Here is a 17,996-nt window from a genome sequence, read left to right as displayed (position 1 = left end):
CGTGTCCTGTTTCAGGCCGGCGGCCAGCCTATGGGCTGTGCGGTGATTTCAGGGCGATGGCAGCCGGCGGGCTCGCGCGGCGCAAGCACGTGCGCTGCTGTATCTACATGCGACGCCCGTGCTTAGCGATGCGGGTTCACGACCGCGCAGCAATCCGCGCCCTACGCTACGCGACTCATGTCGGCAGCACGCGGTCACCGCATGTCCAAGCTCACCCATTCAACGGTCCCGCTCGCATTGGCTGCGGCGCTTGCGCTTTTCGCATTGCCGGCCGCAGCCGCCACGCCGAAGTACGGCCCGCAGCTCGAAGGCTTCGAGTACCCGCACGAGGTGAAGCGATTTGCGCTGACCTCGCAGGGCCAGCCGCTGTCGATGGGCTACATGGATGTCGCGCCAACCGCGGCCGCGAACGGACGCACGGTGGTGCTGCTGCATGGCAAGAACTTCTGCGGTGCGACCTGGGAGTCGGCGATCGCGGCACTCGCTGCGGACGGCTACCGCGTAGTGGTTCCGGACCAGATCGGCTTCTGTACTTCCAGCAAGCCCGAGGGTTACCAGTTCAGCTTCGACCAGCTGGCAACGAACACGCGCGCACTGCTCGATTCGCTCGGCGTCGAGCGCGCGACGGTGATCGGCCATTCGATGGGCGGCATGCTGGCGGCGCGCTATGCGCTGAACCATTCGCAGATGGTCGAACAGCTGGTGCTCGTCAATCCGATCGGGCTCGAGGACTGGCGCGCCGAAGGTGTGCCGTACGCGACGATCGACACGCTGTTCGAGAACGAACTCAAGACCGACTACGAGCGCATCAAGGACTACCAGCGCAAGTACTACTACAGCGGCCAGTGGCAGCCGCGCTACGACCGCTGGGTGTCGATGCTGGCCGGCATGTATGCAGGGCCCGGCGGCCGCGCCGTCGCGCGCAATCAGGCGCAGACGTCGGAGATGCTGTTCACGCAGCCGGTCGTGCACGAGTTCGACCGCATCCAGACGCCGACATTGCTGCTGATCGGCCAGAAGGACCGCACCGCGCCCGGCGCGAACCGCGCGCCGCCCGAAATCGCAAAGCGCCTCGGCGATTACCCCGCGCTGGGCAAGCGCGCGGCAAAGCGCATTCCGAACGCCACGCTGGTCGAGTTCGCCGAACTCGGGCATTCGCCGCAGGTCGAAGCGCCGGAGCGCTTCAACGAGGCGCTGCTGCGCGGGCTTGGAGCACTGGGCCCCGCTGATTGAGGCCGGCCAGAATTGACCGTCGATGGCGGAATCCGCCACAACGCCCGCACATCGCCGACGCTGTCGCACACTGCCGCTTCCACCGCTACCGCCTGCCACCATGCCGACCCAGCTGACTCCGTTCCACCTGGCGATTCCCGTGCACGACATCGCTGCCGCGCGCGCCTTCTACGGCGAGCTGTTCGGCTGTCCCGAAGGGCGCAGCTCCGAGCGCTGGGTCGACTTCAACCTGTTCGGGCACCAGCTGGTCTGCCATCAGGTCGATGGCATGAAGCCGCCGATCGCCGGTGATAACCCGGTCGACGGCCATGACGTGCCGGTGCCGCATTTCGGCGTCGTGCTCGAGCTGCCGGACTGGCATGCGCTCGCCGACCGCCTGCGCGCGGCGGGCGTGAAGTTCGGCATCGAGCCGCACGTGCGCTTCGTCGGTCAGCCGGGCGAGCAGGCCACGCTGTTCCTGCTCGACCCGTCGGGCAACGCCCTGGAATTCAAGGCGTTTGGCGACATCGAAGGCCAGCTGTTCGCGACCTGAGCAGCCGGCCCCCGCTGGCGCGGCGAGTCGCTAGTTGCGGCTGCTGCCGTGGTCGCGCGAACTGCGGTTCGCATCCGAGCGGCCGGCAACCGCGCGCTCACCGCCGGTGGCCGCGCCCAGCGTGTCAGGGCCCGAGGTCAGGTCCGCTCCGGCGCCGGTGGTCGGGTCGTTCGCCCCGCGGATCTGATCCGATGCCAGCGCCGAGCCGATCGGCATGTCACGATCGTCGCTGCGGGCATCATCGGCCGAGCCATGCGTCGTACCGGTCGACATCCGCCGCGCCTCGTCGAGCCCGGCGTCCTTATGGCCGACCATGCCTGCACCGCTGAGGCCGATCGAATCGCCGTCGCCGGTTTCGTCGGGCGCAGCGTTCATGGCGACCGGAGGCGGCACGGGCTTTCCGTGTGCGTCGTGACCGGTACCGGGAGTGCGGGATGTCGTCATGGTCGGCTCCTTGTTCGAGGGTACGAATGGCGCATCTGCCATGCGGCGACATGCGCTCGCTCAGCCCCGGCGCATCGAACCGGCCGGGGCGCAGCCTTCATCGGGTAGCACCGGCATGTTCGGCCGCGGGCAGTGACAGTGTCGTAAACCGCGCTGTCACTGCCCGGGCGTCGACCGTTGTCAGTGCAAGCCGGGGGATTGACCGGCGTTGCGATCGGTCTGCACCGCAGCCGGATTCATCCACGGCTGCGTGTCGACGACGGGCCGGCGCGCATTGTCGAGCCAGCGGCCGCTGCACGCGCGCTCGGCCTGGCGCTGGCCAAGCTCGATCAGTTCCTGGATGCGTTCGGGCGAGTAATCGAACTGGCCTGAAATCGCGTCGTTGTCCAGCGGATCGCGCACGATCGACAGCACGTGCGTGATGCCCTGCAGTGCATGGTCGGGCACCTCCATCTTGCCCTGCAGCAACAGCTCGAGCGCGCGGTGCACGAGTTCGAGACCCGACTGCGGCGGGCGCGGCAGCTCGCGGCTCATGTGGTCGATCGTGATCAGCATGACCTCTTCGTCGTCTGCATCCGACAGCCGGCCCAAGTCGCGCAGCCGGTCCAGCATCACCGGCACCATCGATTCGCGGCTCATCTCGCCATCCCAGTACAGGTGGCCGTCGATCTCGACCGGCTCGAACAGCAGCGGCATCGCCGAGCTTGCGGCAAGGTGCTCCGGCGCAACCGGCATGTTCGCGCTGTCGAACAACACCAGATCGCCACTGAGTACATCGACTGCGGGGATGCACAACACCGGGTCACCGTGGCTGTGCGCACAGTGCGTGCCGACCTCGCGGTCCAGCCATTGCCACATCGGCCCGCGGTCCATCAACGGCCGCTCGGTGCTCTGCAGGCTGGCAAACGGATTCCAGCTCATCGCGGTGCTGTGGTAGAGGCTGCGGTTGCCGAGCAGCAGACCGGTCAGCACGCCGTTCCAGCTGCGATGCGCGCGGTCGCCGAATGGCCCGGCAAACGGCACCGATGGCATCGTCAGTTGTTCGCACCATAGCGATTCGAGCATCGCGGCGCCTGCGCACAGGTCCTGGCCGTGGCGTGCAAGGCAGGCGGCATTGACCGCGCCCATCGAAGTGCCACCAACCGCGAGCAACGATGCGCCAGAGCTGCGCAGCACCGGCGCGAGCACGCTCCAGACGCCGTAATCAAACGCCCCTTTCGAACCGCCCCCGCCGAACACGACGATCACTTTCATGTGCGCCCCTCCAATGGAACGGCGCACGCTACCGGCGTGTTCGCTCGGACCGGGTGAACGTTTCGTAGACGGTTCGCTACGCTGCCGCGAGCGTCACAGGCGCTCCACCGCACTTGCGCGGATCAGCACTTCCTCCTGCTGGAAACGCTGCTCGAGCGTACGGCGGTAATCGCTCCACCATTGGCGGTCGAGCATGTCGGCCATGACTTCGATCAGCACCACGTCGTCGCGGCACACGTCGCCATCGTCGTCTTCCCACAGGCCCGCCGCCGGCGAGCGCGTGAACGCGGTGACGCCGCCGAACGTGTCGGCAAGTTCGGTCCGCACCGTATCGAACTGCGACCTCGAGAATGGCTGGTGATTGTTGTCGTAGACCGGCAGGAACAGCTGGATGAGGTGCATGCGGACGGTTCCGGGGCCGGTGGGCGCGGTAGTAGCGCGCACTGCGCGTCACGCGACCGTCGACGCGCACCTGTGGCCCGGCCTGCGACGCGCGCGGCTGGCGCTGCGACCTGTGCGGTTGCGGTGCCTGCCCACGGTCGCGCCACCGACGCATCGCGCGGCTTTGCACCGCGCTGACATGCAGCGGCTTATGCAGGGTATTCCCGGCCCGGAGATCGCATTGAAACTCGAAGGTTCCTGCCACTGCGGCAAGGTGCGCTTCCGCTGCGAGGCGCAGTCGCCGGTGCCGTTCCTGCGCTGCTACTGCTCGATCTGCCGCAAGACCGCCGGCGGTGGCGGCTATGCGATCAACCTCGGCGCGGACGCCGCCACGCTCGAGGTCGAAGGCGAGCCGCATCTCGGCACCTACCACGCGCGCATCGAGGACGACGGCCAGTGCCGCATCAGCGGCGCCGCGCGCCGGTTCTGCACCGGTTGCGGCAGCGCGCTGTGGTTGTTCGATCCGCAGTGGCCCGAACTCGTGCACCCGCACGCGTCGGCGATCGACACGCCGCTGCCGACCCCACCGGAGCACGTGCACATGATGCTCGGCTCGAAGGCGCCCTGGGTCGAGGCGCAGCGCGCGCCGGGCGATCGCTGCTTCGATCGCTATCCGGACGAGTCGCTGGAGCAGTGGCACCGGCGTCATGGATGCTTCGACGGGCCAGACGCGGCTGGCGACGGGGGCACACCGTGATGGGAACCGGGCCGCGCGCTGCGTTCCCACCTGCCGCACGCGCGTCGCGTCGCACCCGGGGGCCGGCATGAGCATCACCACGCAGATCGCCGAAACCCTTGCGCGCGAGTTCGCACTACCGGACGCGCGCATGCCGACACTGATCGTCGTGCGGCTGCTGGTCGCGGCGGTGCTGGGCGGACTGGTCGGGCTTGAACGCGAACGCCGCGGCCGCGCGGCAGGCCTGAAGACGCACACGCTGGTCGCGGCGGGCTCGGCGCTGTTCGTGATGGCGCCGCTGCTCGCCGGCGTCGATGCGGCCAACACGACCCGCGTGATGCAGGGCATCGTGCAGGGCATCGGTTTTCTCGGCGCGGGCGCAATCCTCAAGGCCGGTCCCGGCGAGCGGGTGAAGGGGCTGACCACTGCCGCCGGCATCTGGATGACCTCGGCCATCGGCATGGCCGCGGGGATGGGCATGCATATCGCGGCGCTGATCACCACGCTGGTCGCGCTGCTGGTGTTCGGCGCACTGCCGCGGCTCGTGCCGAGCGGTACCCGGGGCCCGCGCGGCCACGCCTAGCCGCGATAACCGGGTCCGGATGAGGCCGGCGCCGCGGCGCCCGCGGTGACCGGCCTCTGGGCGCGGGCGTCAGCTCGCGGTACAACGGTGCGGTCGGCAGCTCATCCACAGCGACGGGAGCCGGCGCAGGACGGTGCCAGGAGTTGCAGTGAATACGGAACAAGCCGCCAGACCGCCGCAGGACGTGCGCATCCGCGCGTTGCGCCGCAAGAAGAACATCGCCGTGGCGCTGCTCGCGCTCGCGGGCACCGTGCTGGTGGTGTCGTTCACGCTCGGCCGCCTGTTTCCGCACTGGGGCTTCGAGTTGGCAGCGGCCATGGCCGAGGCCGCGCTGGTCGGCGGGCTGGCGGACTGGTTCGCGGTCGTCGCGCTGTTCCGCCATCCGCTGGGCCAGCGCTGGATTCCGCATACCGCGATCATCCCCGCCAAGAAGGATTCGATCGGCCGGAGCCTGGCGGATTTCATCTGCAACCACTTCCTGGCCAAGGACCAGGTACTCGCACGGCTGGAGTCGGTCGACGTCGCCTCGCGGCTGGCGCGCAAGCTCGCCGACGACGCGAGCGCACAGCTCATCGGCGACAAGCTCACCGCCGCGGTGCCGCACCTGCTCGGCCTGCTCGACAGCGAGCCGCTGCATCGCTTCATCCATGATGCGGCCCGCTCGCGGCTGCAGCGCGTGGACCTGTCCGGCGTAGCTGCATTCGGCCTGCGCCAGCTCACGCTAGACGGCCGCCACGAGGCGCTGGTCGACGAGGCGCTGGGCTACGTGCGCGATGCGCTGCAGTCGCCGGAAACCCACCGCAACATTTCCGAACGCGCCGCGAAGGAGGTCTGGGGCATCCTGCGCTACGCGCGGCTGGACGAGATGATCGCCAACCGCATTGCCGACAAGCTCGTCGCCGGCCTGACCTCGCTGGTCACCGAGATGTCGATGGACCGCGACCACGAGATGCGCCAGCGCATCGCCGGCGAGATCGACGGGTTGATCGGCCGGCTCGAAAGCGACGAGGAGTTCCGCGTTCGCGTGAACGAGTTCCGCGACCGCCTGCTGGACCAGGCCGAACTCGCAAGCTACCTGCGCAGCCTCTGGGACGACCTGCTGGCCTGGCTGCAGGAGGACGTGCGCAAGCCGGATTCGCAGATCCGCGCACGCCTGGCCCACGGCACGCAGCGCCTCGGCGCGCGCCTGCTGGCGAGCGAGGAGATGCGCAGCTGGATCAACGGCGCGGTGATCGAAACGCTCGAGCCGATGATCGACCCGCTGCGTGGCAAGGCGCGCAGCTTCATCACCGAACGCGTACAGCGCTGGAGCGCCGAGGAACTCACGCGCGAGCTGGAACTCAGCATCGGCGGCGATCTGCAGTACATCCGCTACAACGGCACCGCGATCGGTGCGCTGATCGGCGGGCTGATTTTCGCGGTGATGCACGGCATCCAGACGCTGACCGGCTGACGGGCGCTGCTGCAGGCCTGCCATCGCACGCCGCGTTCTAGCGCTGCAGTACGCGCATGCGCGGTGTTACGGCCCAGCCTGATGACGCAATCACAGCCGCCGTTGCAGAATCGTGGGCTGCTTCCCACGGACCTTGCGATGACGTCCCTGCTCGACCAGCTCCGCGAACACTCCGCCGTCGTGGCCGATACCGGCGACATCGAAGCGATTGCCCGCTTCCGCCCGCTCGATGCCACGACCAACCCGTCGCTGCTGCTCAAGGCCGCGAGCCTGCCGGCGTATGCCGGGCTCGTCGATGCCGCGGTTGCGCAGGCGCAGGGCAGTGATACCGATGCGCGCGTGCGCGATGCCGGCGACCGGCTCGCGGTTGCGATCGGCGGCGAGATCCTCAAGCTGATCCCGGGGCGCGTGTCGACCGAAGTCGATGCACGACTGAGCTTCGACACCGAGGCCACCGTCGCCAAGGCGCACCACATCGTCGATCTCTACGAGCAGGCCGGGATCGGGCGCGACCGTCTGCTGATCAAGATCGCATCGACCTGGGAAGGCATCCGCGCGGCCGAGCGCCTCGAGCGCGAGGGCATCCACTGCAACCTCACGCTGCTGTTCTCGTTCGCCCAGGCCGTCGCCTGCGCCGAGGCCGGCGTGTTCCTGATCTCGCCGTTCGTCGGCCGCATCCTCGACTGGCACCTCGCGAATGGCGCGGACAAGCCCGCCACGCCGCAGGACGATCCGGGCGTGCAGTCGGTCACGCGGATCTGGAATTTCTACAAGCGCCACGGCTTCGACACCGTCGTGATGGGCGCGAGCTTCCGCAACACCGCGCAGGTGCTCGCGCTCGCCGGTTGCGACCGGCTGACGATTTCGCCGGATCTGCTAGGCGAACTGGAACAGTCGCAGGGCGAGCTCGCGCCCGCGCTGGTGGCGCGCGAGGAACGCGCAGCCGCGCCGGTGCGGATCGACGAGGCGCAGTTCCGCTGGCAGCACAACGAGGACGCGATGGCGACCGACAAGCTTGCCGACGGCATCCGCCGCTTCGCGCAGGACCAGGTCAAGCTCGAGACGCTGCTGGCCGCGAAGCTGGGCTGACCGTAGGCCGCGACAGCCGCACCGCACGAGTTGCGGTGCGGCGCCTCCGATGAATCAGGCCGGCGCCGGCGCCGCGTCGAGCAGCTGCAGCAGTTGCTGCACGTCCGCCGGCTTGACCAGGTGCACATCGAAACCGGCCACCGCCGACTGCGCACGGTCCTGCGCCTGCCCGTAGCCGGTCAATGCGACAAACAGCGCCGGCCGTGCGCCCTCACGGCCACGCAGCTGCAGCGCAAGCGTGTAGCCGGTCATGTCCGGCAGTCCGATGTCGAGGATGAACACGTCGATCGCTGGCTCCTGCGCAGCGATGTCGAGCGCGGCCGCGCCGGTCGCGGCCACGAACACGCGATGGCCCTGTACGCGCAGCACGTCAGCCAGCACGTGCGCCGCGTCGGCGTTGTCGTCGACGATCAGCACCGTGCGCGTGCGCCCCGATGCCGCCATTTCCGGCACCGCCGTGTCCGGCAGCACCTGGACGGCCGGTGCGCGCGGCAGCAGCACCGTGAACGTGCTGCCCTGCCCCGCACCCGCGCTCTCGACGCGGATCTCGCCGCCGTGCAGCTGCACGATGCTGCGCACCAGCGCCAGGCCGATGCCGAGGCCGCCCTGCGAGCGGTCCGGCGTGCGGTGCGCCTGGGTGAACAGCTCGAACACATGCGGCAACAGCCCGCGGTCGATGCCGACCCCGTTGTCGCGCACGACGATGCGCACGCAGTCACCGACCTCGTCCACGCGCAGTTCGATCGTGCCGCCGGGTGGCGTGTACTTCGCCGCGTTGTTGAGCAGGTTTGCGACCACCTGCGTCAGCCGCGCGCGGTCGCCTTCGACGATCGACGCCGCCGCGCCGCTCCAGGTACCGAGCACATGACCACGCGATTCGATCAGCCCGCGCACCTGTTCGATCGCCGAGGCAAGCACCGACTTGAGGTCGACCGGCCGGCGCTCGAGCTCGACCAGCCCGCGCGTCACGCGTGACACGTCGAGCAGGTCGTCGACGAGTTCGGTCATGTGCCCGACCTGGCGCGAGATGATCGCGCTCGCATCGATGACGCGGCGGGGGTCGCCGGCCGACATGCGCAGCAGCTGCGCGGCCGTGCTGATCGGTGCCAGCGGGTTGCGCAGCTCGTGCGCGAGCATCGCCAGGAACTCGTCCTTGCGCCGGTCGGCGAGCTGCAACTGGCGGTGCAGGCGCGCGTTCTCGACCGCGGCGGCCGCGCGCCGCGCGAGCTCCATCGCAAGGCCGATGTCGGTCTCGCGGTAATGGCGCCCGCTTTCAGCGAGCACCAGCGTCATCGCGCCGATCACCTTCACCCCGACCTGCAGCGGCACGCAGATGTAGGACTTCAGCTGCAGGCCGCTCAGCAGGTCGAAATGCTCCTGGTTGTGAGCCGCGCGCTGCAGCTGCAGCTCATTGATCGATTCGGCCCAGTTCGGCTCGCCGGTGGTGACCGCATGCCACGATCCGTGCGGGATGTCGCGCCGCGTCGGGTAGCGCTCGTGCAGCCGCCGCGCCATCGCGACGCGCTCGGGGTCCGGATGGCACACCGAGACGCGTTCGAGTTCGCCTTCCGGCGTCAGCAGGTCGATCGCGTACCAGTCCGCCAGGCGCGGCACCACCACGCGCGCAAGCTCATCCAGCGTGCTTTCGTAGTCGAGCGATGCACCGAGCGTTTCGCCCGCATCGGCGAGCACGCGCAGCGCGTCCTCGGCGCGCCGGCGTTCGGTCACGTCGAGCGTCACCCCGAGCAGGTGCGCCGGCGCGCCGTCGGCCATGCGCTCGAGGTGGCCGAGCGAATGCACCCAGCGCAGGCGCCCGTCCGGCGAGCAGATCCGGTATTCCAGATCGAGCGGTTCGCCGTGCTCGATCGACCCGCGTGAGGCCGCATCGACGGTCGCGCGGTCGTCGGGATGCACGACGCCGAGGAAATCCTCGCGCGCACCGATCTGGATGCCCCAGAACTCGGTCGCGTTCGCCGAACAGGTCACCGTGTCGGTCTCGAGATCCTGGTCCCAGACGTTCATGCGGCCGATCGACAGCGCGCGGTGCAGGCGCTCCTCGCTTGCGCGCAGCAGCGCCTGCGCGTGCCGTGCTTCGGTCACGTCCTCGTGCACCAGCACGACTTCCTGCACCGCGCCGTCATCGCCGCGCACGGGATACGCGAATGCACGCACCCAGCGAAGCGGGCGCTCGCTCTGGCTGCGGTTGGGCAGCGTGCGATCTGGGTCGTACGGGATCTCCGGCAGGTGCACCGCCTCGCCCGCGAACGCGCGGCGCAGCAGCGGCGTGATGCCGGCGGCTTCGAGCTGCGGATCGAGCAGCACGTTGTAGTCGGCAACGTCCTCCAGCCTTGCGCCCCACAGCGCCTCCCAGGCCCGGTTGACGCCGATCGTGCGGCCGTCGGCGGCGATGCGCTGGGTCGACAGTGGCGACTGCTCCATCATCGCGCGGAAGCGCTGCTCGGACAGCCGCAACTCGGCCTCGATCTGGCTGCGCTTGGCCAGTTCCTGCTGCGCCTGCCGGTACAGCCGCGCGTTGTCGATCGCGAGCGCTGCACGGCGGGCGAGTTCCTCGGCCAGCGCGATGTCGTCGGGCCCGTAGCGCCGGTCGGACTCGGTGATGCCCAGGCTGATCACGCCAACCGTCGTGCCGCGCGCGACCATCGGCACGGCCAGATGCGAACGCATGCCGACCTCGAGGATCAGCCGCGCATGTTCGTCGTCGATCGTGTGCGCGGCGACGACTTCGGGCGTGACGGTTTCCAGCCAGTCGGTTCGACCGGTGGCGAGTGCACGCGCGGCGGGCGTCGGCGAACCTTCGACGGTCGGGTGCAGGCGCACCAGCCGTTCCAGCAGCGCCTGCTTGTGCGGCTGCACGTGCACCGTCGCGGTGCGGTGCAGGCGCGCGTCCTCGACGATGTCGACGACGCACAGGTCGCCCATCGCCGGCACCGCGATCCGCGCGACGTCCTGCAGTGTCTGCGCGTAGTCGATCGACGAGGCCAGCAGCTCGCCGGCCGCGGCGAGCAAGGCCAGACGACGCGCCGCCGGATCGTCGGCCGATGCGGAACCGGGAGCGGCGGGCAGCACGGAGACCATCGCATCGAGCCGATTTGCAGGTGAAACGGGACTATACGCAGTCCCGGCGTTGGCAAAGGCCGCGGCGCCGTTCCTGCCAGGCGCTGTGCATGGCGGGCGCTGCGCAGCGCCCGCGGCAGTTTTGTCCGCAGCTCGGCCGCGCGAGGCGCAAACCACATCGGAAGGCGGCCGTGAGCTGAACCGGCTTTGTGCAGGGGGCGCGGATACGCAAAACCTTGCGCGCGGTCTCGCGACGGGGCTGCGACCCGCTGACATGCTGCGCGCCCGCGCCGGTGTGTGTCGGCCTTCGCACAACGAAGCCGACGACCGACCCGCGCACCCGGTCCCCACTGTTCGAAGGTCGCATCGCCGATGGAATTCCTGGGCTCCCGCCTGCAGCCGATCAGCCTCGAGGACGGCATCAGCGCCATCCTGTTCAGCCTGATCGGAACCCTTGCCGTGGGCACGCTGCTGCTCGCCGCCGGTCACTCCGGACAGCTCGCGCTCGCTGCCCTGCCGGTGCTGCTGGTCGGCGCACTTGCGCACGCAGCCGGCGTCAAAGCCAGCGACAATCCGAAGGCGATGCTGATCGTCTGCGCACTGACGTTCCACCTGCACCAGACCGTCAGCTCGATCGCGGCGATCGGCTGAGGCGTGATGGACGCGGCGCTTCGCGCCTATCGAGGCGGCTGCCACTGCGGGCAGGTGCGGTTCGAGGTCGATGGGCCGGCAGTGCTCGACGTGCTCGACTGCAACTGCTCGATCTGCCGCATGACCGGCTATCTGCACCTGATCGTGCCGGCCTCGCGTTTCCGGTTGCGCCAGGGCGACGACGTGCTGGTCGATTACCGCTTCAACACCGGCGTGGCGACGCACCGCTTCTGCGGCCAGTGCGGAATCAAGAGCTTCTATGTGCCGCGCAGCCACCCCGACGGCATCAGCGTCAATGCACGCTGCCTCGACGACGGCGCATCGGTCGAGCTTCGCATCACGGCATTCGACGACCGTGATCGCGAAGCAGCTACCAGGGCGCTGACCCACCTGACGCAGGACGGCGGTTGACCGCCGGGCCTCACCCCGCATCGACGTTGCTGAGCGCTGCCATAGCGGACTCGGGCGGTCGCTTGGGCTTTCACACAAGGCCCCGCTGCGGCAGAACTAGGCTGCCTGCATCGCGCTAGCGCTGCCGCAGGAGTCCACGATGCGTATGCCGTCGTTGCTTGCCGTGCTTGGCATGGCCCTCGCGGCACCTGTCGCATTCGCCCAGCAGAGCACGCCGCGTGGCGCGACGCCGATCGCATCACTTGCAGCGCCCCTACCGGCGGCGTCAATGCAGGCGTCGACCGCCGCGCGCCCGCGCAGCGTGTTCGGCGAAGCGATGTCGGAGCTCACGCGCTCCATGCGCCCGCAGGCGCAACCGCAGGCCAGCGAGGCGCCGGCAGCGGGCACGCACGCGGCCGGCACGGTCGCGCAAGCGTCCGCTCCCGACGGCCGCTGACCGGCTCGGCGGTACCGCGGCTCCTGCTGCCGGGCCGCATCCCGACCTGCGCCTTTGCGCCACCCCGACAGCCGGACGTGCAGCATGGCGGCCGCGTCGGGTACCCCCGCCGTGCAATTGCCTTCGAGGACTTGATGAACACCCAACCCGACCTGGACGGCCTGCACCTGCTGCTGGTGGAGGATGAGTACGTGCTCGCGCTTGGCGTCGCCGACATGCTGGTCGACGCGGGGGCCGACGTGCTCGGCCCGGTCGGGTCAGTCGGCGATGCGCTGACGCTGATCGAACAGGTGCCCGAGATCGACGCGGCCGTGCTGGACGTGAACCTCGGCGGCGAGACGATCTACCCGGTCGCCGATGCGCTGATGGCGCGCAACGTGCCGTTCATGTTCGCGACCGCGAACGACCGGGCCGACCTGCCCGAACGCTTCCGCGATGCGCCGCTGTGCCGCAAGCCGTTCGATGCGCAGACGTTCCGCCATGCACTCGCGCACCTGACCCCGGGCGCCACCTCCAGAGCGGCCGTCCGGTCGGGCGTGTCGCGCAACTGAAGTTGCGCTGTTCCCCGCGACGCTCGGGCGCTGGGCCCAGGTCCAGCCCGCCTGGGGCAGGTGAAGCGTCGCGCTCACTGCTCTACACGGGGTGCGGGTGCCCGTTTTCTACGCATCAATGCCGCTCGCCGCAATGCGCGGCAAGCCGCCTTTCCGGGTGCGCTGGCCGCGCCTGCCCCAAGCACGATTCCCACCCTTGCAGCAGCCGCTCGTCAGCTGATTGCGACCGTTCGTCGGCGTCCGCACCACCGGCGCCCGGCAACGTTGACGTAACAATCCTGCAACGACGGGCATCTCGCCTGTTCAGCACGGTGAAACCGTATAGGCGGTGTGAGTTCGGCCCGTGCAGGCACGTGCCACAACGTCGTGGCGTGTCATATCCGATACGTGTCTGCCCGAGGATCATTGAATGAAGCTGACGTTTCGTACCGGCGCCCTGGCCGGCGCAGTGATTGCCATGCTCGGTTTGAGCTCGACCGCATTCGCGGGCGGGCGTCCTGATCTCGTGCTTGCCGGGCTCAAGGCCGGCCGGCCGCACCAGCCCAGCGAAGTCATCGTCAAGTACCGCGACGGCGCCACGGCGGCGGATCAGGCAGCGGTACGGCAAGGCCTCGGTGCGACGCGCGTCGATACGATCCGCAAGGGCTCGGCGAAGCGCGGCGAAATCGCGCTGCTGCGCATTCCCACCGGCACCGGTCTTGCCGCGGCCGTGCAGGCGCTGAGCAAGGATCCGGCGGTCGAATATGTCGAGCCGAACTGGATCTACACGCATTCGGCCACCTCGAACGACAGCTTCTACACCGACGGCACCCTGTGGGGCATGTACGGCGATGCGACCAGCCCGGCGAACCAGTTCGGCTCGCAGGCCGGCGAAGCCTGGGGCGCGGGCCGCACCTCGTGCGGTGACGTCTGGGTCGGCATCATCGACGAAGGCTACATGTACACCCACGAGGACCTCGCCGCGAACGCCGGCAAGAACCCGGGTGAAATCGCCAACGACGGCATCGACAACGACGGCAACGGCTATGTCGACGACGTCTACGGCTGGGACTTCGACGGCGGCAACAACACCGTGTTCGACGGCAGCGGCGACGACCACGGCACCCACGTGGCCGGTACGATCGGCGGCGTCGGCGGCAATGGCAAGGGCGTTGCCGGCGTGTGCTGGCAGGTCAAGCTGATCAACGCGAAGTTCCTCGGCCGCAACGGCGGTACCACCGCGAACGCGGTCAAGGCGGTCGATTACATGACCGACCTCAAGACGCGCCACGGCCTGAACATGGTCGCGACCAGCAACTCCTGGGGCGGCGGCGGCTTCTCGCAGGCACTGCAGGATGCGATCGAGCGTGCGAACACGGCGAACATCCTGTTTATCGCCGCGGCCGGCAACGACAGCTTCGACTGCGACAGCGGCTCGACCTGCTTCCCGGCCGAGTACCCGAACGCGAACGTCATCGGCGTCGCCTCGATCGTCAAGGACGGCACGATGAGCTCGTTCTCGAGCTTCGGCGCAAGCACGATCGATATCTGTGCACCAGGCTCGGCGATCATGTCGACCGTGCCGAAGAGCTCGAAGGGCAAGGTGATCTCCGGCTACGCGAGCTACAGCGGCACGTCGATGGCGACGCCGCATGTGTCCGGCGCCGCGGCGCTGTACAAGTCCTCGCGTGCAGGCGCGACTGCCGCCGACGTCAAGGCCGCCCTGCTCGGCAACGCGGTGCCGACCGCATCGTGCAACGGCAAGGTGGTCAGCAACGGACGGTTGAACGTCAGCGGGTTCTGAGTCCGCTCGACAGGCCTCATCGAAAAGCCCGGCATATGCCGGGCTTTTTGTTGGTCGAAACGCGGGCGCCTCATCTGACGATTTCGCGTATCCGCGGCCGGCGGCGAGCAGAACGTGTCGCGAGCGGATCGGTCCGCCACTTATGCCGCCTAACCGCGATCGACGGTGTGCGCTCGCCGATCCTGATGGCTGGCAGGTACCGCGCTACCACCCGCCACACTTACCAGATCAGGTCATCCGGCACCTTGAACTGCCGGTAGTACTCGTCGTCCGCATCGGAAACGGTGGACGTCGAATGGTCGACCACGATCATCGCCGCATCGCGCTCGCGTACTTTCTCGGCCGCGGCACGCGGGATCAGCTCGTAGCCGCTGTCGTGGCGGACGATCACTAGCGCGCCGCTGGCCAGCTGGCTGCGCAATGCCGCGTCGACCTGCACAGTGCGGATCACCGCGCCGTCGGTGAAGCGGTAGTCGATCTCGCCGGTGCGCCGGACGCGGTTGGTCTCGACGATCTGGCGGATCTGTGCGCGCAGCTCGTGCGCGCGCGCCTGAGCATTACGCTCGGCCGCAATCGCACGGTCGCGTTCGGCGCGCTCGGCCTGCAGCCGCGCGGCGTCGACCGCCTCGGGGTTCGGCGCGGCCGGCGCCTTGCCCTTGCGCTGCTTGGCCTGCTCGCGCGCGACCTGGGCGACCTGGGATTTCTTGACCAGCCCGGCCTTGAGTAACTGGTCCTGGAGGGGATTTCGCATGGTTCGCAGTCTATGCCGGCAGGCCATGAGGCGGCGAGCACGGCCGTGCCACAGCGCGTCGCGCGCCCCGCCAGATGGCGACCAGCCTGAACGGGGAGCGGGTCACCCGACCGGCGGCGCCCAGTCGCGGCCGGCCCGGCGACCGCAGTGGGCTAGGATGCCCGGGTTTGCCGTCTCACTCGCGCGCTCCGTACGGCCGCCCAGCCGCTCGCTTCGCTCCCTTTTCCCCGTGCCGCCGCCAGGCAGGCACCCCCGGGAGCTTCAATGCCAGGCTATTCCACCCGCAACCTGCAGCTGGACGTCAGCGGCCAATGCTATCGCCTGCGCGTGCTCAGCGACCTGCAGCAGTTCGACGATCCCGACGGCCATGCGGCGAACCTGGGCATCTCTTCGGCGCAGTGGAGCCTGTTTGGGCAGGTGTGGCCCGCCGGTCAGCGGCTCGCGGAAGCGATGCAGGGCTTCGACATGGCGGGCAAGCGCATCCTGGAGCTCGGCTGCGGCATCGGCCTGGCCAGCCTCGTGCTGCAGCAGCGCGGCGCGGACGTGGTCGCATCCGACGTCCACCCGCTGGTCGAGCCGTTCCTTGCCTACAACGCGGCACTGAATGACCTGCCGGCGGTCGAATACCGGCAGATGCGATGGGACGTGCCGCTGCCGACGCTCGGCCACTTCGACGTGATCATCGCCAGCGACGTGCTGTACGAGCGCGCGCATGCGCAGCTGATCGGCGAAGTCGTCGAGCGTTATGCGCGGCCCGGCGCAGGCGCCGAAGTCGTGCTGACCGACCCCGGCCGCGGCAACAGCGCGCGGCTGACCTCGGTGCTCGGCGCGCAGGGTTTCTCGCTCGAGCCCGGCCCGCACGCGGCCGATGCCGGCTGCGACGACCGCATCCGCACCCTGCACTACTGCCGGCGACTGGCCGCATGAGCGCGCAGTTCGCCAACGACGCGCCGAAGGATCACGACGCGGTCGACTGCATGGCCTGCGACGCGGTCTGCTGCCGCCTGACGGTCGTGCTGCTGCCCGGCGACGACGTGCCCGAACACCTGACCGAATACACCGACGCCGGCCTGCACGTGATGGCACGCGACGAGGACGGCTGGTGCGTGGCCGTCGACAGCGCCCGCATGTGTTGTTCGATCTACGGCAGCCGACCGTCGATCTGCCGCAAGTTCGCAATGGGCGGACCGTATTGCCGCGACGTGCGCAGCGAATACGCCGGCCTGTACGACCGCTCTATTCCGCTCACCCTCAACGAGGACTCCCGATGAGTACCAAGACGCCCCTTCGCCAGACGGGCTCCGCAAATGTGTTCCGCGGCAACAAGCCCGATGCCCGCAACCTGACCAGCGAACAGATCGCCGACCACCTGGCGGCATTCCAGCGTTCGGGCGGCAAGGTCGAAGTACTGGGCATCACGCGTACGCTGAAGCACGTGCTTCCGGTCGCGGCGGAAGCCGTGCCGGCAGCGGCGCCCGCGCCGGCCAAGAAGAAAAAGCCCACGGCCAGCGCCGCTGGCTGATAGCACTGCAACCGGTGGCGCGCCGTGAATGGCGCCACCCGGATGGCGACATCGGAACGGCACGCCACGCGTGCCGTTCGGCGCTTGCGCCGCGTCAGTCGTCGCGGCGCGATGGATGGATAGTGACGCGGCCGACATGCTCGGCCAGCTCATGGGCCTGCCGGTACTCGCGGCCCCGATGCGCACGGTCCTTGAGCCAGTCGCGGTACGCCTCGGCTTCGGCCTTGTCGCGTTCGCGCCAGTATTCCTCGCTGCGCTTGCGGACTTCCTTCGCGTACTCGCGCTCGGCTTTCGCGCGCTCGCGGTGGTATTCGGCCTCGCGCTTGGCTGATTCGCGCATCCATTCCTCGTGCCGCTTCGCGTCCTCGCGCGCCCACTGCTCGTACTCACGCTCCCGGCCGTCATCGGCCATCGCGCTTCCAATGCCTGCCAGCGGCAGTGCGAGCAGCAGCGCCAGGATCCTGCCGTGTTTCATACGATCCTCTCCTCATCGACCCGTGTGTCGATGCTTGCAGGCGTGAGCTGAACCGAGACTCCGCGGCGAGCGGCGCTGCGCCATCGACTGGTGGCCGCGAACCTGCGCGCTCGAACGCCGGCACTCAGGCTGCCCATCGTTGAAGTTCGAAAACGGCCCGTCGGCCGTGGCGCTGCGCGGCATGCAGCTGCATTCGGATATCGGGGCAGTCGCCAGCGGCACGACGCTGCCGCTGAACGTGATGGCGATGCCGGGCCTGCCGACGACGCGCGAACTCGAAACGCTCGGCGTGCGCCGGCTGAGCACCGGCACCTGTCTCGCCGAAGCGGCGCTCGGGCGCGTCGCGGCGTTGGCGGCACGGTTTCTCGAAGACGGCTCGCTCGACGGCGAGCACTGCATGCCATACGCCGATGCGAACGCGCTGTTCGACAGCAACGGTGGCACAGCGGGCTGAAGCGCGGGCGGCCGTGATGCAGCACGGCCACGCACGGCGGCTGCGCGGCAGGCGGGCGCCGCTCCGCAATGGGATGCGCGACCCACCGCAGCCGCCAGATTTCACTCCCGCCTCGGCGCAGTTCGTCGGCGCTCGCAGCGCTCCGTCGCAGCGGCCGCATCGGGCACCGCATCGCTCGTTAT

At 69.1% G+C, this 17,996-nt stretch carries 21 protein-coding genes; 15 read left to right on the top strand and 6 right to left on the bottom strand.

Annotated features, from left to right (window positions below):
- The first annotated feature begins 177 nt into the window (after nt 1-177).
- Both ACFFGH_RS17720 and ACFFGH_RS17715 read left to right on the top strand, forming a co-directional pair.
- Nucleotides 178-1,233: an alpha/beta fold hydrolase gene (locus tag ACFFGH_RS17720; RefSeq protein ID WP_386670678.1), complete on the top strand. Its 1,056-nt coding sequence runs from the start codon at nt 178-180 to the stop codon at nt 1,231-1,233.
- 100 nt (nt 1,234-1,333) lie between these two features.
- On the top strand, nt 1,334-1,765 hold the full coding sequence (locus ACFFGH_RS17715) for a VOC family protein (protein WP_386670677.1): 432 nt from the start codon (nt 1,334-1,336) through the stop codon (nt 1,763-1,765).
- Nucleotides 1,766-1,795: 30 nt separating this feature from the next.
- Here ACFFGH_RS17715 and ACFFGH_RS17710 read toward each other — a convergent pair whose 3' ends face one another.
- From ACFFGH_RS17710 to ACFFGH_RS17700, 3 genes are all read right to left on the bottom strand, one after another.
- Nucleotides 1,796-2,209 carry a hypothetical protein gene (locus tag ACFFGH_RS17710; protein WP_386670675.1) on the bottom strand — a complete coding sequence of 138 codons (414 nt, stop codon included), beginning with the start codon at nt 2,207-2,209 and terminating at the stop codon, nt 1,796-1,798.
- A gap of 180 nt (nt 2,210-2,389) precedes the next feature.
- Nucleotides 2,390-3,463, bottom strand: a complete 1,074-nt coding sequence (locus ACFFGH_RS17705; protein ID WP_386670674.1) for a patatin-like phospholipase family protein — start codon at nt 3,461-3,463, stop codon at nt 2,390-2,392.
- A 93-nt stretch (nt 3,464-3,556) separates the two neighbouring features.
- Complete coding sequence (locus tag ACFFGH_RS17700) at nt 3,557-3,865, bottom strand: hypothetical protein (RefSeq protein WP_386670672.1); 309 nt, start codon at nt 3,863-3,865, stop codon at nt 3,557-3,559.
- A gap of 220 nt (nt 3,866-4,085) precedes the next feature.
- On the opposite strand from ACFFGH_RS17700, the gene ACFFGH_RS17695 reads away from it, so the two are divergent.
- From ACFFGH_RS17695 to tal, 4 genes are all read left to right on the top strand, one after another.
- A complete protein-coding gene (locus ACFFGH_RS17695; protein WP_386670671.1) occupies nt 4,086-4,601 on the top strand; it encodes a GFA family protein in 516 nt (171 codons plus the stop codon).
- 67 nt (nt 4,602-4,668) lie between these two features.
- Entirely contained in the window at nt 4,669-5,163 is a 495-nt protein-coding gene (locus ACFFGH_RS17690; protein WP_386670669.1) for an MgtC/SapB family protein, read from the top strand.
- A 148-nt stretch (nt 5,164-5,311) separates the two neighbouring features.
- Nucleotides 5,312-6,616: a DUF445 domain-containing protein gene (locus ACFFGH_RS17685; protein ID WP_386670667.1), complete on the top strand. Its 1,305-nt coding sequence runs from the start codon at nt 5,312-5,314 to the stop codon at nt 6,614-6,616.
- A 138-nt stretch (nt 6,617-6,754) separates the two neighbouring features.
- On the top strand, nt 6,755-7,705 hold the full coding sequence (tal, locus tag ACFFGH_RS17680; protein WP_386670665.1) for a transaldolase: 951 nt from the start codon (nt 6,755-6,757) through the stop codon (nt 7,703-7,705).
- 54 nt (nt 7,706-7,759) lie between these two features.
- On the opposite strand, the gene ACFFGH_RS17675 is transcribed toward tal, so the two are convergent.
- Nucleotides 7,760-10,801 carry an ATP-binding protein gene (locus ACFFGH_RS17675; protein ID WP_386670663.1) on the bottom strand — a complete coding sequence of 1,014 codons (3,042 nt, stop codon included), beginning with the start codon at nt 10,799-10,801 and terminating at the stop codon, nt 7,760-7,762.
- Nucleotides 10,802-11,152: 351 nt separating this feature from the next.
- Between ACFFGH_RS17675 and ACFFGH_RS17670 the strand changes: the two genes are divergently transcribed.
- From ACFFGH_RS17670 to ACFFGH_RS17650, 5 genes are all read left to right on the top strand, one after another.
- Nucleotides 11,153-11,431, top strand: coding sequence for a hypothetical protein (locus ACFFGH_RS17670; RefSeq protein ID WP_386670661.1), 279 nt, complete (start codon nt 11,153-11,155; stop codon nt 11,429-11,431).
- Nucleotides 11,432-11,437: 6 nt separating this feature from the next.
- Nucleotides 11,438-11,842: a GFA family protein gene (locus ACFFGH_RS17665; RefSeq protein ID WP_446686155.1), complete on the top strand. Its 405-nt coding sequence runs from the start codon at nt 11,438-11,440 to the stop codon at nt 11,840-11,842.
- A 139-nt stretch (nt 11,843-11,981) separates the two neighbouring features.
- The gene (locus tag ACFFGH_RS17660; protein ID WP_386670658.1) at nt 11,982-12,278 is read left to right on the top strand and encodes a hypothetical protein; all 297 of its coding nucleotides are present in this window, start codon (nt 11,982-11,984) and stop codon (nt 12,276-12,278) included.
- A gap of 134 nt (nt 12,279-12,412) precedes the next feature.
- Nucleotides 12,413-12,829 carry a response regulator gene (locus ACFFGH_RS17655; RefSeq protein WP_386670656.1) on the top strand — a complete coding sequence of 139 codons (417 nt, stop codon included), beginning with the start codon at nt 12,413-12,415 and terminating at the stop codon, nt 12,827-12,829.
- 409 nt (nt 12,830-13,238) lie between these two features.
- Nucleotides 13,239-14,612 carry a S8 family peptidase gene (locus tag ACFFGH_RS17650; protein ID WP_386670654.1) on the top strand — a complete coding sequence of 458 codons (1,374 nt, stop codon included), beginning with the start codon at nt 13,239-13,241 and terminating at the stop codon, nt 14,610-14,612.
- 220 nt (nt 14,613-14,832) lie between these two features.
- Here ACFFGH_RS17650 and ACFFGH_RS17645 read toward each other — a convergent pair whose 3' ends face one another.
- On the bottom strand, nt 14,833-15,363 hold the full coding sequence (locus tag ACFFGH_RS17645) for a DUF2058 domain-containing protein (RefSeq protein ID WP_386670652.1): 531 nt from the start codon (nt 15,361-15,363) through the stop codon (nt 14,833-14,835).
- A 264-nt stretch (nt 15,364-15,627) separates the two neighbouring features.
- On the opposite strand from ACFFGH_RS17645, the gene ACFFGH_RS17640 reads away from it, so the two are divergent.
- Genes ACFFGH_RS17640 through ACFFGH_RS17630 form a run of 3 tightly spaced genes read left to right on the top strand, consistent with a single transcriptional unit; the run spans nt 15,628 to nt 16,885 of the window.
- Nucleotides 15,628-16,290: a class I SAM-dependent methyltransferase gene (locus ACFFGH_RS17640; RefSeq protein ID WP_386670650.1), complete on the top strand. Its 663-nt coding sequence runs from the start codon at nt 15,628-15,630 to the stop codon at nt 16,288-16,290.
- Complete coding sequence (locus tag ACFFGH_RS17635) at nt 16,287-16,634, top strand: YkgJ family cysteine cluster protein (protein WP_386670648.1); 348 nt, start codon at nt 16,287-16,289, stop codon at nt 16,632-16,634. The genes ACFFGH_RS17640 and ACFFGH_RS17635 overlap by 4 nt, the downstream gene beginning before the upstream one ends.
- On the top strand, nt 16,631-16,885 hold the full coding sequence (locus ACFFGH_RS17630) for a hypothetical protein (protein WP_386670646.1): 255 nt from the start codon (nt 16,631-16,633) through the stop codon (nt 16,883-16,885). The genes ACFFGH_RS17635 and ACFFGH_RS17630 overlap by 4 nt, the downstream gene beginning before the upstream one ends.
- 94 nt (nt 16,886-16,979) lie before the next feature.
- Here the strand turns inward: ACFFGH_RS17630 and ACFFGH_RS17625 are convergent, their stop codons facing one another.
- Nucleotides 16,980-17,360 (bottom strand): hypothetical protein, encoded by a 381-nt coding sequence (locus tag ACFFGH_RS17625; protein ID WP_386670642.1) that lies wholly within the window; start codon nt 17,358-17,360, stop codon nt 16,980-16,982.
- Between the two features lie 166 nt (nt 17,361-17,526).
- Between ACFFGH_RS17625 and ACFFGH_RS17620 the strand changes: the two genes are divergently transcribed.
- Nucleotides 17,527-17,814, top strand: a complete 288-nt coding sequence (locus ACFFGH_RS17620; protein WP_386670640.1) for an isocitrate lyase/phosphoenolpyruvate mutase family protein — start codon at nt 17,527-17,529, stop codon at nt 17,812-17,814.
- Nucleotides 17,815-17,996: the final 182 nt, after the last annotated feature.

It is taken from the genome of Lysobacter korlensis (assembly GCF_042434515.1).
This window is presented reverse-complemented; position numbering and strand designations above follow the sequence as displayed.